This window comes from Novosphingobium sp. NFX11 (assembly GCF_057376415.1).
Window position 1 is genome coordinate 716,453 of the sequence record NZ_CP080386.1, and the last position, 12,380, is coordinate 728,832.

Annotated in this window: 10 protein-coding genes and 3 pseudogenes; 5 read left to right on the forward strand and 8 right to left on the reverse strand. The window is 62.4% G+C overall.

The features are described 5' to 3' along the window. Positions 1-11 precede the first annotated feature (11 nt). From KZO24_RS30155 to KZO24_RS30175, 5 genes and pseudogenes are all read right to left on the reverse strand, one after another. Complete coding sequence (locus KZO24_RS30155; RefSeq protein ID WP_486488013.1) at positions 12-395, reverse strand: winged helix-turn-helix transcriptional regulator; 384 nt, start codon at positions 393-395, stop codon at positions 12-14. Next, complete coding sequence (locus KZO24_RS30160) at positions 392-598, reverse strand: hypothetical protein (protein WP_486488014.1); 207 nt, start codon at positions 596-598, stop codon at positions 392-394. The genes KZO24_RS30155 and KZO24_RS30160 overlap by 4 nt, the downstream gene beginning before the upstream one ends. Before the next feature lie 34 nt (positions 599-632). Then, a complete protein-coding gene (locus KZO24_RS30165; protein WP_486488015.1) occupies positions 633-3,797 on the reverse strand; it encodes an efflux RND transporter permease subunit in 3,165 nt (1,054 codons plus the stop codon). Continuing rightward, positions 3,794-4,882, reverse strand: a complete 1,089-nt coding sequence (locus KZO24_RS30170) for an efflux RND transporter periplasmic adaptor subunit (protein ID WP_486488016.1) — start codon at positions 4,880-4,882, stop codon at positions 3,794-3,796. The genes KZO24_RS30165 and KZO24_RS30170 overlap by 4 nt, the downstream gene beginning before the upstream one ends. A 74-nt stretch (positions 4,883-4,956) precedes the next feature. Then, a pseudogene (locus KZO24_RS30175) lies at positions 4,957-5,570 on the reverse strand (TetR/AcrR family transcriptional regulator). A 90-nt stretch (positions 5,571-5,660) separates the two neighbouring features. On the opposite strand from KZO24_RS30175, the gene KZO24_RS30180 reads away from it, so the two are divergent. The 4 genes and pseudogenes from KZO24_RS30180 (at position 5,661) to tnpB (ending at position 8,216) form a co-directional block, all read left to right on the forward strand. Further along, the gene (locus tag KZO24_RS30180; RefSeq protein WP_486488017.1) at positions 5,661-7,109 is read left to right on the forward strand and encodes an efflux transporter outer membrane subunit; all 1,449 of its coding nucleotides are present in this window, start codon (positions 5,661-5,663) and stop codon (positions 7,107-7,109) included. Positions 7,110-7,368: 259 nt separating this feature from the next. Next, positions 7,369-7,470, forward strand: a pseudogene (locus KZO24_RS30185) (ATP-binding protein); the annotation flags it as partial. A gap of 172 nt (positions 7,471-7,642) precedes the next feature. After that, complete coding sequence (gene tnpA, locus KZO24_RS30190; protein ID WP_486488018.1) at positions 7,643-8,002, forward strand: IS66-like element accessory protein TnpA; 360 nt, start codon at positions 7,643-7,645, stop codon at positions 8,000-8,002. Further along, complete coding sequence (tnpB, locus tag KZO24_RS30195; RefSeq protein ID WP_486488019.1) at positions 7,986-8,216, forward strand: IS66 family insertion sequence element accessory protein TnpB; 231 nt, start codon at positions 7,986-7,988, stop codon at positions 8,214-8,216. The genes tnpA and tnpB overlap by 17 nt, the downstream gene beginning before the upstream one ends. On the opposite strand, the gene KZO24_RS30200 is transcribed toward tnpB, so the two are convergent. Both KZO24_RS30200 and KZO24_RS30205 read right to left on the reverse strand, forming a co-directional pair. Beyond that, entirely contained in the window at positions 8,120-8,404 is a 285-nt protein-coding gene (locus KZO24_RS30200) for a hypothetical protein (RefSeq protein ID WP_486488459.1), read from the reverse strand. The genes tnpB and KZO24_RS30200 overlap by 97 nt on opposite strands. 447 nt (positions 8,405-8,851) lie before the next feature. Further along, positions 8,852-9,420 (reverse strand): annotated as a pseudogene (locus KZO24_RS30205) (opacity protein). A 733-nt stretch (positions 9,421-10,153) separates the two neighbouring features. Between KZO24_RS30205 and KZO24_RS30210 the strand changes: the two are divergent. Beyond that, positions 10,154-10,702, forward strand: a complete 549-nt coding sequence (locus tag KZO24_RS30210; RefSeq protein ID WP_486488020.1) for a hypothetical protein — start codon at positions 10,154-10,156, stop codon at positions 10,700-10,702. 979 nt (positions 10,703-11,681) lie between these two features. On the opposite strand, the gene KZO24_RS30215 is transcribed toward KZO24_RS30210, so the two are convergent. Further along, entirely contained in the window at positions 11,682-12,188 is a 507-nt protein-coding gene (locus KZO24_RS30215; RefSeq protein WP_486488021.1) for a hypothetical protein, read from the reverse strand. Positions 12,189-12,380 lie beyond the last annotated feature (192 nt).

The following is a 12,380-nucleotide window of genomic DNA, read 5'->3' on the forward strand; positions in this document are numbered from 1 at the left end:
CGGAAAGGGTTTCAAGAGGATGAGTGAGGTCCTTGCGTGGCCTTGCGGGCGGTCCGCTGTGGTCGGTCGGCTGTCCGCTCAGCATCAGCGATCCGCGATGCCCATTGCTCGATCGCGAGCAGGACAGGGCGACCCGCTTCGCCAAGACCGGTCAGTGCATACACCTGACAGTCGGCCGGAGGCGGGAGCATATCCTTGCGAATGACACCCGCCGCTTCGAGATCGCGCAAGCGCGCCGACAATATCTTGGCCGATACCGCCGGAATGGCAGCCCTGATCCCCGAGAACCGCGCAGGCCCGTTGCTGAGCACATGCATGATTTGCAGCGTCCATTTGGCGGACAAAATGCCCACGGCGACAAGCAGCGGATCGCCAGCATATTCCCAACGCTTCATGTCTGGATTGGCCGGTGAGCGGGCCGGTCCTGCGCCGGCAGCGCTGCCGACAATCCCGCCTCGATCCGCCTGATGCGGTCCTCAAGGTCCGCGATCCGGCGCTGCTGCTCCTCGAACGGATCATAATCCGGCGCCCAAACCAACGCGTCCACATAGCGTTTCGTGCCGAGCAACAGGCGGCGCAGCCAGTCTGCTAATGCCATGGGCCATCTTCCGATCGATTGGACATGCTTTTTCTCATGCCGGGCGCTCCTGAGGCGCCGTGCCGAGCGCCGGGCCATGTGCGGGGACCGGTGTTGCTGCCTGATCGTCGTGGGACGGGGGCGTGATGCGATACCAGAGCGCGTATAGGGCCGGCAGGAACAGCAGCGTCATGATCGTGCCGCCCAGCGTGCCGCCAATGAGCGTCACCGCCATGGATCCCCAGAATACCGAGCTTATCAATGGGACGAAGGCCAGCACTGCGGCGAGCGCCGTCAGGATGACGGGCCGCGAACGCTGCACCGTCGCCTCCACCACTGCGTCGAAGGGAGAGAGCCCGGCACGCTCATTGTCATGGATTTGGCCCATCAGGATGAGCGTGTTGCGCATCAGGATGCCGGCAAGCGAAATGAGCCCTAGGATGGCGTTGAACCCGAAAGGTTGGCCGGTGACGAGAAGCGTAGGCACGACCCCAATAAGCCCGAGCGGCGCGGTCAACAGGACGATCCACATCGCCGAGAGGCTGCGCACCTGCAGGATGATGACGATCATCATCAGCACGATCATGATCGGAAAGATCGGGGCGAGCGCGGCATTGGCCTTGCCCGCTTCCTCGATCGAGCCGGCCATGTCGATATGGTAACCCTCGGGCAGCCGCGCGATGATCGGCTCCAGCTTTTTCATCATCGCGGTCGAGACATCGGGCGGTTGCAGCCCGTCGGCGATGTCGCCGCGCACGGTGATGGTCGGAACCCGGTCCCGGCGCTGGAGGATCGGGTCCTCCATGCGTACGTCCACGCGGCCAATCTGGCTGACCGGGATGCGCTGCCCACCGGCGCCGGTGAGCGTGTAGTCGCCGATACGCGCCGGATCGAGACGAGTGGGGCCCGCCGAGCGCACGACGACATCAACGGTGCGGATATCCTCTCGGGCCTGGCTGACAGTGACGCCGGTCAGCAGGAACTGCAATTGCTGGGCGACGTCGCTGGAGGTGAGGCCCATGGCGCGCAGGCGATCCTGGTCGAGCACGAAGTGGAGTGCCGGCGCGCGTTCGCCCCAGTCGCTGTTGACCGTGCGCATCATCGGATCGGACTGCATGACGTCCTTCACTTGTCTTGCAATGCTACGGACGACGGCAAGGTCAGGGCCGTTGACACGAAACGCAACCGGGAAGGGCGAATAGGGACCGAACACCAACTGCGTCGCGCGAACGCGTGCGGCCGGTGCGAGCCCATCGGCCGCAGCGCGGCGCAGCCGGGCCTTCAAGCCATCGCGTTCCGCCTCGTCGGACGTGCGCACGATGATCTTCGCGAAGGAAGGATCAGGCAGTTCGGGCGAGAGGGACATGAAGAAACGCGGCGCGCCCTGGCCAACATAGGTGGTGACGACCTTGGCCTCGGGCTGCTTGCGCAGCCACGCTTCGACTTGCTCGGCCGCCTTCTCGGTCTGTGCGAGCGCGGTGCCCTTGGGCATCTGTACCTCGACCAATACCTCGGGACGGTCGGACGCAGGGAAGAACTGTTTCTTGACCAGCGGCATTCCTGCACCCGCAACGAGGAACGCGCCGAGCGTCACCAGTGCCACCAGCTTCTTGCGATGCACCGCCCAACCGATGGCCTTGCGCACCTTCTGATAACGCCGCGTCTGGTAGATCGCGTCGTGCCCACCCTCCACCGCCTTGATGTCGGGCAGCAGCTTGACGCCCATATAGGGAGTGAAGATGACCGCCACGAACCAGGAGGCGATAAGCGCGAAGCCCACCACCCAGAAGATGTTGCCGGCATATTCGCCCGCCGACGACTGCGCGAACCCGACCGGCATCAGACCGATCACCGTCAGCAGGGTGCCCGCGAGCATGGGCGCGGCGGTATGACTCCAGGCATAGGCCGAAGCCGTTATGCGATCATAGCCTTCCTCCATCTTCACCACCATCATCTCGATGGCGATGATGGCGTCGTCGACCAGCAGGCCGAGCGCGAGAATAAGTGCGCCCAGGGTGATGCGGTCGAGTACACGCCCCGTCGCCCACATGATGACCAGGACTACCGCGAGCGTCAGCGGCACGGCGGCCGCCACGACGATGCCGACCCGCCAGCCCAGACTGATGAGGCTGACGATCATCACGATCGCGAGCGCCTCGAGGAAGGTGTGCATGAACTGGTCGACGGCGCTGCTGATGTTCACGGCCTGATCCGTCACCGGCGTCAGGCTGATGCCGACGGGCAACTCCGCCGTTATCTTCTCGATCTCAGCCCTGAGCGATTTGCCAAGGTCCAGACCGTTCCAACCCTCGCGCATGATGACGCCGAGCAGGATGGCGGGCTCGCCTTCGCTGCGGACCAGGAAGGTCGCCGGATCCTCATAGCCGCGTGTTACATCGGCGATGTCGGAAAGGCGCAACGTCCGCCCATTGGCGACGATCGGGACATCCCGTATCTTCGAGAGGTCGTCGAATGCGCCGTCGAGACGCACCACCGTCTGCTGGGCCTTGGTCTCGATCGCACCGGCAGGCGTAATCAGGTTCTGGCTGGCCAGTGCCGTGAAGATATCGCGTGGCGATACCCCGAGCGTGGCGAGGCGCTCCTGGCTGAACTCGACATAGATGCGCTGCGGGCGTTCGCCGACGATGTTGATCTTGTTGACGCCTGGGACATGGAGCAGGCGCTGGCGCAGGCTCTCCGCCTCGCGTGCGAGCAGGCGCTGTGGCTCGCCCTTCGCCTTCAATGCATAGAGCGCAAAGGTCACGTCGCCATATTCGTCGTTGACGAAAGGACCCATGACCCCTTGCGGCAGCTTCGAAGCCTCGTCTCCGAGCTTCTTGCGCGCCTGATAGAACTGCTCCTGTACTTCCTTGGGCGGGGTCTGGTCGCGCAAGGTGAGCGTGGTGAAGGCAAGGCCGGGCCGCGTAAAGGTCTCGCTGCGGTCGTAATAGCGCAGCTCCTGCAATCGCTTCTCCAGCGGTTCCGCGACCTGATCCTGCATTTCCTGCGCGGTCGCGCCGGGCCATGCGGTAACCACAGTCATGACCTTGATGGTGAAGCTGGGATCTTCTGCGCGGCCCAGGCTCAGGAAGGAGAAGATGCCGGCGCCGACGATCGCAACGAGGAAGAACAGCGTGACGGACTTCTCGCGCACCGCGAGTGCGGAAAGGTTGAAGCGGTGCTTTTCAGGTGCCGCTGTCTCAGAGGAATGGTCGCTCATCGCGTCGCTCCCGCCACGGGCTGGGCAATACGGACGGCCTGACCCTGATGCAGCATATGCGCGCCCATCGCCACGAAGCGCTCATTCGCCTTCAAACCTGACGCGATGGTGGCGGTCTCCTCGCCCACAGCGGTGATACGCACAGGACGCCATGCGATTTTCGCGGGCGAGCCGGAGCGGACGATCCAGATCCCCGGGCCCTTGCCATCGTCGCGGATTGCGCCGAGCGGCACCACGGTCGCTCCCGCTTTTCCGGGCTGCAAGAGGGAAACGGTGACCGTCGATCCCAGCGGCGCTCGTGCTGGCGCGCCTTCGAGCACATAACGTGCTTCGAACGTGCGCGTCGCCGGATCCGCGGCATCGGAAAGCTGCCGCAGGTGCGCAGGTCCCGCTTCGCCGCCATACGTGCTGGCACGCGCCGCGGAGCCGACAGCGGGGCGGATCGTCTCGGGCAACTGCACGAGTGCCTCGCGCGGACCTGACCGGGCCAACCTGACGACGATCTGGCCGGCAGACACCACCTGCCCGGGCTCGGCGAGTGTTTCAACGACGGTCCCGTCGGCATCGGCCACAAGAACGCTGTAATCGGCTTCGTTGCGTGAAACCCGGGCCTGTGCCTCTGCCGCCGAGAGCTGGGCGCGGGCAGAGTCAGCAGCCGCCTTTGCCTGGTCATAGGTAGACGCCGAGACCGCGCCCGCACTCACCAGGTCGCGCAGGCGCCGTTCGTCGGCTGCGGTCTGCACCGCGCGGGCCCATGCCGCCCTAACCGTTTCCTGCGACGCCTGGGTCGCGAGCCCGAGATCGGTCCGGTCGATGCGCATCAGAGGCTGACCGCGCCGTACGGCCTGCCCGGCGTCGACGAGACGTTCGATGACCTTGCCGCCGACGCGGAAGCCAAGATCGCTCTGCACCCGTGCGGCTACGACGCCGGTAAATTCGCGATTGGCCGCGCCAGCAGTCGTGGGTGCCATGACCCGCACCAACGGCGGCTCGATGCGAGGATCGCCTTGTGCCTTCTGGCAGGCCCCCAGGGGCAGGGCGAGGACAAATGCGGATAATCCCGCTGTGATGAACCGACTCGACAAGGCTGATCCTCCAAGCTTCGGGGATCATTTGTTGCCTTGTGACTATTATGTCAATAGGTCACTAGTCGTTTCTCTTAAGGTGCGAGACTGCGCAGGATCAGACCTGTGACTTCCTGCGGCGCATCGGGAAGGAGGTCGAGATTGCGCTCGAGATGAAGCGGATCGATAAACGGCATCATCGCGTAAAGAATGGCGCGACAGGTCTCATCGAGCGGCGTCTTGCGCTCGAACTCGCCGCTTTCGCGGCCCGTCCTGATGATCTCCGCCAACATCTCCCGGATGGTTACCTTGTAGGCTTCCGACGAACCCCACCGCTCGGCCGCCGAATGCGCAGTGATGTCATAGATCTTGCGATCGTGAAAAAGAGCTCGACACTATAGGTCGTAAGGCTCTTGAACATCCGACGCAGTTGATCCGTTGCGCTACTGCCCACAGCGACCGATGCGCGCGTCTCGGTGACGATCTGTTCGAGTCGAGACCCGCAGATTTCCTCGCCGATCGCCTGCTTAGACTCGAAGAACCGGTAGATGTAAGCTTTCGAGAAGCCGATTTCCTTGGCAAGGTCGGCTACGGTTGTCTTCGCATACCCATAGCGGGCAAAACATTCGTGCGCCGCCGTGATGATCTGGTCGCGCACGATATGCTCTGCGGGGCCGCGGGCAGGGGTGTCTGTGGTGCTGTTGCTCATTGTTCAAGCATAGTGACGCATGACCTGATTGACAACAAGTGACCAGGAGATATATCGGTCACATCTCGTCATTCTGTTTCCGAGGAAGCGATGCGTACGTTAAGCCCGATCCTCAGTGCCCTTGGTGGCCCAGTTCTTCTTGCCGGCTGCGCGGTCGGGCCTCGCTATGTCCCGCCGGTATCCACGCAGCCAGCGGCCTTTGAGGGCGGTGCAGCGGTCGAAGCGCGGATCGCGGAGCCTCGGGTCACGGATCTGGTTTCATGGTGGCGCGCCTTCGACGATCCACTGCTCACCAGTCTCGTCGAACGGGGGCTCGCGCAAAATCTCGATCTGCAGCAGGCGAGCGCACGGGTTGCCCAGGCGCGCGCTGCATTGAAGGGCGCCAATGCGGCGCTGATGCCCTCGGGGCAGGTGAGCGGACAGGCGGGCGAGGTCTATCAGTCGCTCGAGACTCCGATCGGACGGATCGGCCGTGCCTTTCCGCAGTTCGAGCGCTCGACCGAAAGCTATGAGCTGAACCTCGGTGCCAGCTGGGAGATCGATCTGTTCGGCGGGCGCGATGCCGCCCGCGACGCGGCGCGGGCCGAGTGGCAGGCCTCGCAGGCCGGGGCGGTCGCGGCGCGCCTTGCTATCGCGGCGCAGGTCGCCGACACCTATGTCGCGATCCGCATGTGGCAGGCGCGGCTCGATGTCGCCCGGGCGCAGCTCGATACCCAGAACAAGCTGGTCGATCTCGTAGGGCTCCAGTATCGCAAGGGCGTCGCGGCGGAATTGCAACTGCGGCAGGCCGAAGGCGCATTAGCGCAGGTCCGGGCCTCGGTCCCTGCGTTGCAGAACGAACTCGACATGGCAATGAACGCGCTCGATGTGCTGATCGGCGTTCAGCCTGGCACTATGCGTGCCGAACTGGCGGTCCCTGCCCCGATACCGCATGCCCCCGCGATATCGGCGGCGGGCGGGCCGGCCGCGCTGCTGCGTCGCCGGCCCGACATCATCGCGGCCGAGCGCACGCTGGCAGCCTCCAACGCGCGCATCGCGGCCGCGGTCTCGGAATACTATCCGAAGTTCTCATTGAGCGGGCTGCTCGGGACGGCGTCTACCGCTACAGGCGGTCTCTTCACCGGCAATGCGACGCAGGCCAACGGCATCCTCGGATTGCGCTGGCGACTGTTCGACTTCGGTAGAGTGGACGCCGAAATCAAGGCCGCCGAGGGACGCAATGCCGAAGCGCTGGCCGCTTACCGATTGACAGTTCTGCGCGCCTCGCAGGATGTCGAAGACGCCTTCTCCACTCTGGTGCAGCAGGAAGCGCGCGCGGCAGCGCTGGTCGAGGGCGAGGGGGCGTTGTCGCGCGCCCGCGTTTCCTCCGCGGCTGCCTACAAGGGCGGGATGGCGAGCCTGATTGAGGTCCTCGACGCCGATCGCCGCCTGCTTGAAACCCGCGATGGCGCCATTCAGGCCAGAGCTGCAGCAGCGCGCGGCGCGATCGCATCGTTCCGCGCACTGGGCGGCGGATGGAAGGGCGACAGCACAACATAAGGGCAATCAAAAGCTGCCAGATCCGCCATTTTATTGAGTGGTATGACGGGACTGGTTAGCCTCACACCCCGTCGCGTTCAGGAGAGAAACACATCTGCTGGTGAGTTTTGGTGAGTCTTCTAGACCCGCTCCAGCAAGGTGCATATGTCAAACCTGACGAAAACCGTCGTCGACAAAGCCGAGCCGCGCGATCGGCACCCACCTGAAGGCGCATTTCAATGTTGCGCTTGTATTCCATTGCGATACTCTTGTGACGCGCTTCGTGCCGCTCTCCAAGACCGGGGCCGAATTGCTGTTCGAGCTGATCTCACAGCGCTACGAACGCGGCTCGACTTTCATCGCCAACAACCTGCCCTTTGACGTAAGCGCGAAATTCGGCGCACTTGTACGGTTGAGTGACGGGGCATGAAGGATGTGTCCACCAAGGAAGAGGTGGACACATGGAGATGGCACCGATGGGCTCTTATGGGCTCGAGGTTGTAAGGGTAACGCGGAACGGCCGGCGCTATTATGGTCGGGCAGGGAAGGCACGGTTGATCGAGGCGTGCCTCGAGCCTGGCATATCGGTTGCGAGGCTTGCGCTGGAGCACGGTGTCAACGCCAACCAGCTTCGCAAATGGGTCAGCAAGTTTCAGGAGCGGCAGAGTGCGAAGGGGCAGCGGAGCACGGGGCAGTTGCCGGATCCGTCGGCGTTTATCCGGGTGGAGACGTCTCCGGCGCCTGCGGAGCGACACACTGGTGGGATAGCGAGCCGGCCTGCGGGATTGGTACTGTCAGCGCGGCTGCAGGCGTCGATGCCAAATGGCGTATCGCTGACGCTGGAGGGGTGTGACGCGCAGTTGCTGGCGGTGATGATTGATGCGCTGGGGCATTGCCATGTTCCGGCTCGCTGAAGATCTGCGCGTCTATCTCCACCGGGATCCGATCGACTTTCGCTGTGGGATCAACAGCCTTGCGATCCTGGTCGAGCAGTCGATGGGCCTCAATCCGTTCGAGCGCGCGGCTGCGGCTTATTCGCGCGGAAGGGGACGCCGAGCACCCGGAACAGGTTTTTGGCGAGAAAGGGGACGCCGTCCGGCGACCGCCCCATCGTCCCGGGAACCATAAAAGTAGGGGCCGAGAAGTTTGGCCGACAGGTTTGCAGCTTCCTTGGCGTTCAGGATCGGCCTGAGGTGGGCGCCGGACGACAGCTTGAATCCGTCCGGCGCACTGGAGAACAGCACATCATCGGATAGCTCTTGGTTGATGGTTGGCGAACCGATCGAGAACCCGTTCGCCTTCGCATCGGCTGCCAATTTCGCGGACAAACGCGATGAACGTCTCAAAAAAGCCCCGGTCCAGCGTTTTGGACAAGAAGGATAATATCGAGATACTTGGTACCTCGAAAATCAGGACCGTCTTCTTCCACTATCAACTCGCATGCCGCGTGGCTGTCGGGACGTATTGTTGGGTACAAGCGGAGAAGCCTGGTTCGAAGCGGTCGACGCAATTCGCGTCTTAATTTTCCTGAGAATGATCGCCTGCCTGCGCGTTTCGCTCTTCTTCGCCGTGCAAATCGTCAAGTAGGGGGCAGACCATCAAAGAGCGATGGCCCCAACGTCGCTGCGGCCGGATCGAGCCGGTCTTAGCACGCCATCCGGCTCAGGGGGCGAAGCAGAATTGTCGGCGATCCGCCTTAGACGTCTGCGCCATATGCAGCAAAAAAGGGACCGGCCTGTCCAACCGCCGGTCCCTTCCCCTGCTTAGAAGTGCGCGATCACGCCTGCCATCGGCCGAATACTGTCGAAATCGTAAGTTTCCGCTGAGAAGCGCAGGCGAATACCGCTGTTCCCGGTGACGCCGCCAAGGCCGATATCCTTGGGCCCGACCTCGACGCCGACGCCGTAGATCCAGTCTTTCTGGTCGCTGTAGCCGCGCTTGCCGTTTACCCATTGATAGCCGGCCGAGGCGTAGATCATCCCGCTCTCGCCGGCGCGACCGCCAATGCGTCCCTTCACGCCGTATTCCCAATCGATGTCGCCGAAGCCTTTCGTGGCATTGCCCTCGGCGCCGACGAACACGGGTCCGAGCGGCACATTGACGCCGGCGACACCGCTGATCAGAGCGCCGTTCATCTTGCCGCCGCGGGGCGAGCCGAATTCGCTGTTACGATCGAATTCGTGGTATCCGCCCAGGACACCGATATACGGCTCGATGCCAAACGCCTTGGTTCCGTCCGGAGCCGTAGGTCGTTCGCGTCTACGGCGTCCTGGGCAAGTGCTGCCGCCGGACAGGTGGCGGCCAGCACGGCCGCGAAAAGGACTTTCTTCATGACGTAGCTCCGAAATTCAGGACCGCGATCTGTCGGTTCAAATGTTTAACCAGAACCTTCCCTCGAGGTTTCAGCGTGATAAGCGATCCATTCAACTGTGTGACATTTTTGTATCGGGCGAGCGACGATGGTTCCTTGCAATCTCGGGCGCTTTTCAATCACAAACCTATCCGACCCATTGCTCGTTCGAAGTCTTGCGGCTGATGTGCGCGCCGCTTGCTCGATACTGGACTTTTAACCATGCCTCGCGCCAGCTTGGCGATGGATTATCGAAGCAGATGCCGGTCGGATTGCAAGTGATGTACGATCGCGAGGCGATACAGAGCGAAGCCAAATACTGCGCGAAAGCTAAGTGGATTGCGCCTTGTGGCATCCACGATGAAGGTTCGAGGTGGAGACCAGTAGGAAAGCAACGACGACGCTCATCGTGGGCTTGTCCGCAAAAACATATCGCAGGCAACCGCAACCAACCATTCTTCGTCGCGATGGTGCGAACTGTCCCATGGTTACGGGGTCGCGACATATTTGAACGGGCAGTTTGACGAGGAGGTATCTGCGACTTCAACCGTGAATTTGATCGGGCGCATTCTTGGTCCAGCTCCGCTCGGCTGCCTGTAAGGTTCCGCAGATGGCACTTTACCGACCTTTCCGGGTAAAGTGCCATCTGCGGTAAATGAACGCCGCGAAAAGAAAGGGGATTCACACGGAGTCACGGGTGTGCTTGATTCATGGTATGTTCCAGCTCGATCTCTTCGCCATTGAAAACGCTACCCGTCGCCTTCCCGGTCACCAGGGCCGCGCAGGCGTACCCGGAATTCTCGACCGCTTGACGGAGGTCTGCGAGCGACCGCGCTACGCCTACATGGTTTTGAACCTTATTGCCCAGGCGAGTGGAGTGAATGGCTCGGCCGGGCCCTACGTCGTGACGAACGACCGGCGGATGACCATTCGCGAGTGGTTGTGCGATGCCCTGGCCCCGATTGGTCGACGGGATCCCAACGGCATTCGAATATCCGAGCGCGTCAGGAGGGAGCTTGCCGACAAGGGCGAATTGCCGAACGATGAAGCGCAGGCGGACCGGCTGATCGAGGATGTCGTTCGTGAGCGTCTTCGAGCCTCAGGTCTGACAAACGTCAGCCGCGCGGTTTCTGAGCTCGTCCGCGCAGGTCTCGTGCACCGACACTATCAGGGCTATCGCATTGATCATCAGAACCGCGGGGCGCAGCGGCTGGCGGTCTATACGCTCACGGATGAGACGCGGCAGGCGCTCAAGCTCACCTGATGAGCTTCTGGCGCAACCCTCGCGTGTAACTATCGTGGCTTGTGTTGATCGAGCCATCGATCCTTTCAACCCTTCAGATTGGGCGGGCGTCGACCCCAAAGCCGGCTATGTTTTTTACTACCCATTTCCTTGCCCCATCTGCGATCCGCTCGTGCATGCAGCCGGGGCATAAGCGCCCCTGCGCCGGATCGATAAACGTGAAGCACTATATATTGCCCTGACATCAATGGTGATTTCGCCGGCGAAATGTTGCGCGACGCCGGTCATCTATCTTTCCGGCCAAAGCGTTCTGTGCCGCCAACGAGCGATCGCGCTCCTGACACGATCGACCCTGCCGACATCGGCTTGCAACCTTGTCGAGCCGCGAGGTAAATCTTGTTCGCAGCGGCCGCGCTGGGGTTAAAGTAGAGCCTCTTCCTTCGTCGAGCAGGCCGGTTGGTCGGTTGAGCGAGCGTCTGCCACGTCGAGAACGCCAAGACCGCCGGCACTTGGCTGCCGGAACGCAGCCCACGGCGTCAACGTTCGGAACCGGTGGGAGCTGTTGTGTTGTTTTCGCCGTCATCTCGACCAGGCGTGCGGCGTTCAGAGACGAGGCCTCCATCTTGTGAGCCGTTCTTCGCTGCATCACTACCATCCCGCGAGGGGTCTGCCTTCGGCGGTTCTGGGGTAGCAGGCGAAAACGGCCTTTGCCTCAGCGCCGGCAAGTCCACGCGTGAGGTCGCGTTCGCTGGCATTTTGAGCATCGACCTGCTCATTCGACGTGCGCCCATCGTGCCCATCGCCTCGGCAGGGCGCATCTGGTCCCACAGATGTAGTGTGTTCCATGTCTATCTCCTTTCGCAAAAGGAAAGCCGGTAAAGAGACGAGGTTCCACGCCTGACCTCCCGCACTGCCACGGGTGACCGAGCCACGGGGACAAGTGCTGGCAGCACAACCGCCACTTTTCTAATTTCGGATTTTTCGATCACCGGACAAAGGATTATCGGTGGGCGGAAACGCGGCGGTTGCTCGCTTCGGCGCCATCGAAATGATGGGCCTGCGGGAACCCATTGCTGCGCCGACAGGGAGAAGCTTTCTGGATACGGCAGCCGCGTTGCAGGAATGAAACCTGTAAACGGGTCGGCACATCGACCCGCAAGGAAGCACCGCTCACTTGAAAGTTCAGGTCCCCGCGGGATATTTCCGGTCTGAGGGGACCTTCTCCCCACAGGCGTTCCATCGCCGCTATCCGAGGGCTCATGGAGAGCAGCGTCTTCAGCGCTTGCCGGGTTGCTGTCCGGCACGCCTTTGGGGGATTTTCGTTATGATTGGGCCGGCGCCCATCGGGGGTCTGACCGGTTCCCGTTACGTTGCGCGAAGCCCCTGGTTCATGCTCTCCGCCGTGATCGTCCACCTTCGCGTCGCCACTACGACGGCCATCGGCCGCCCTGGCCTTGCCGGTAATGTTGCCGGGGACGTTGGGCTCGTATCTGCTATCGCTGTTCATGGCATTTCTCCGGCCAAGTGTTTACGCAGCTATCTTCCGGCGGACATTGCGCCAGAATTCTGGAGGAAGCGTGCGCCTCGCACGCTCGCAAGCCGGCTCATGAAGCCGCTGCCTCGCTGCTTCGCGCCGTTCGCCAGCGCAGTAGCGCTCGAAAGCAAACCGCCGGTATGGCAGCCGGTTCCCGTTCCTTTT

Bases quoted from the DNA above. Each gene is read 5' to 3' on its own strand.
- KZO24_RS30155 (WP_486488013.1), bottom strand. From the start codon at position 395: ATGAAGCGTTGGGAATATGCTGGCGATCCGCTGCTTGTCGCCGTGGGC.
- KZO24_RS30160 (WP_486488014.1), bottom strand. From the start codon at position 598: ATGGCATTAGCAGACTGGCTGCGCCGCCTGTTGCTCGGCACGAAACGC.
- KZO24_RS30165 (WP_486488015.1), bottom strand. From the start codon at position 3,797: ATGAGCGACCATTCCTCTGAGACAGCGGCACCTGAAAAGCACCGCTTC.
- KZO24_RS30180 (WP_486488017.1), top strand. From the start codon at position 5,661: ATGCGTACGTTAAGCCCGATCCTCAGTGCCCTTGGTGGCCCAGTTCTT.
- tnpB (WP_486488019.1), top strand. From the start codon at position 7,986: ATGTTCCGGCTCGCTGAAGATCTGCGCGTCTATCTCCACCGGGATCCG.
- KZO24_RS30210 (WP_486488020.1), top strand. From the start codon at position 10,154: ATGTTCCAGCTCGATCTCTTCGCCATTGAAAACGCTACCCGTCGCCTT.
- KZO24_RS30215 (WP_486488021.1), bottom strand. From the start codon at position 12,188: ATGAACAGCGATAGCAGATACGAGCCCAACGTCCCCGGCAACATTACC.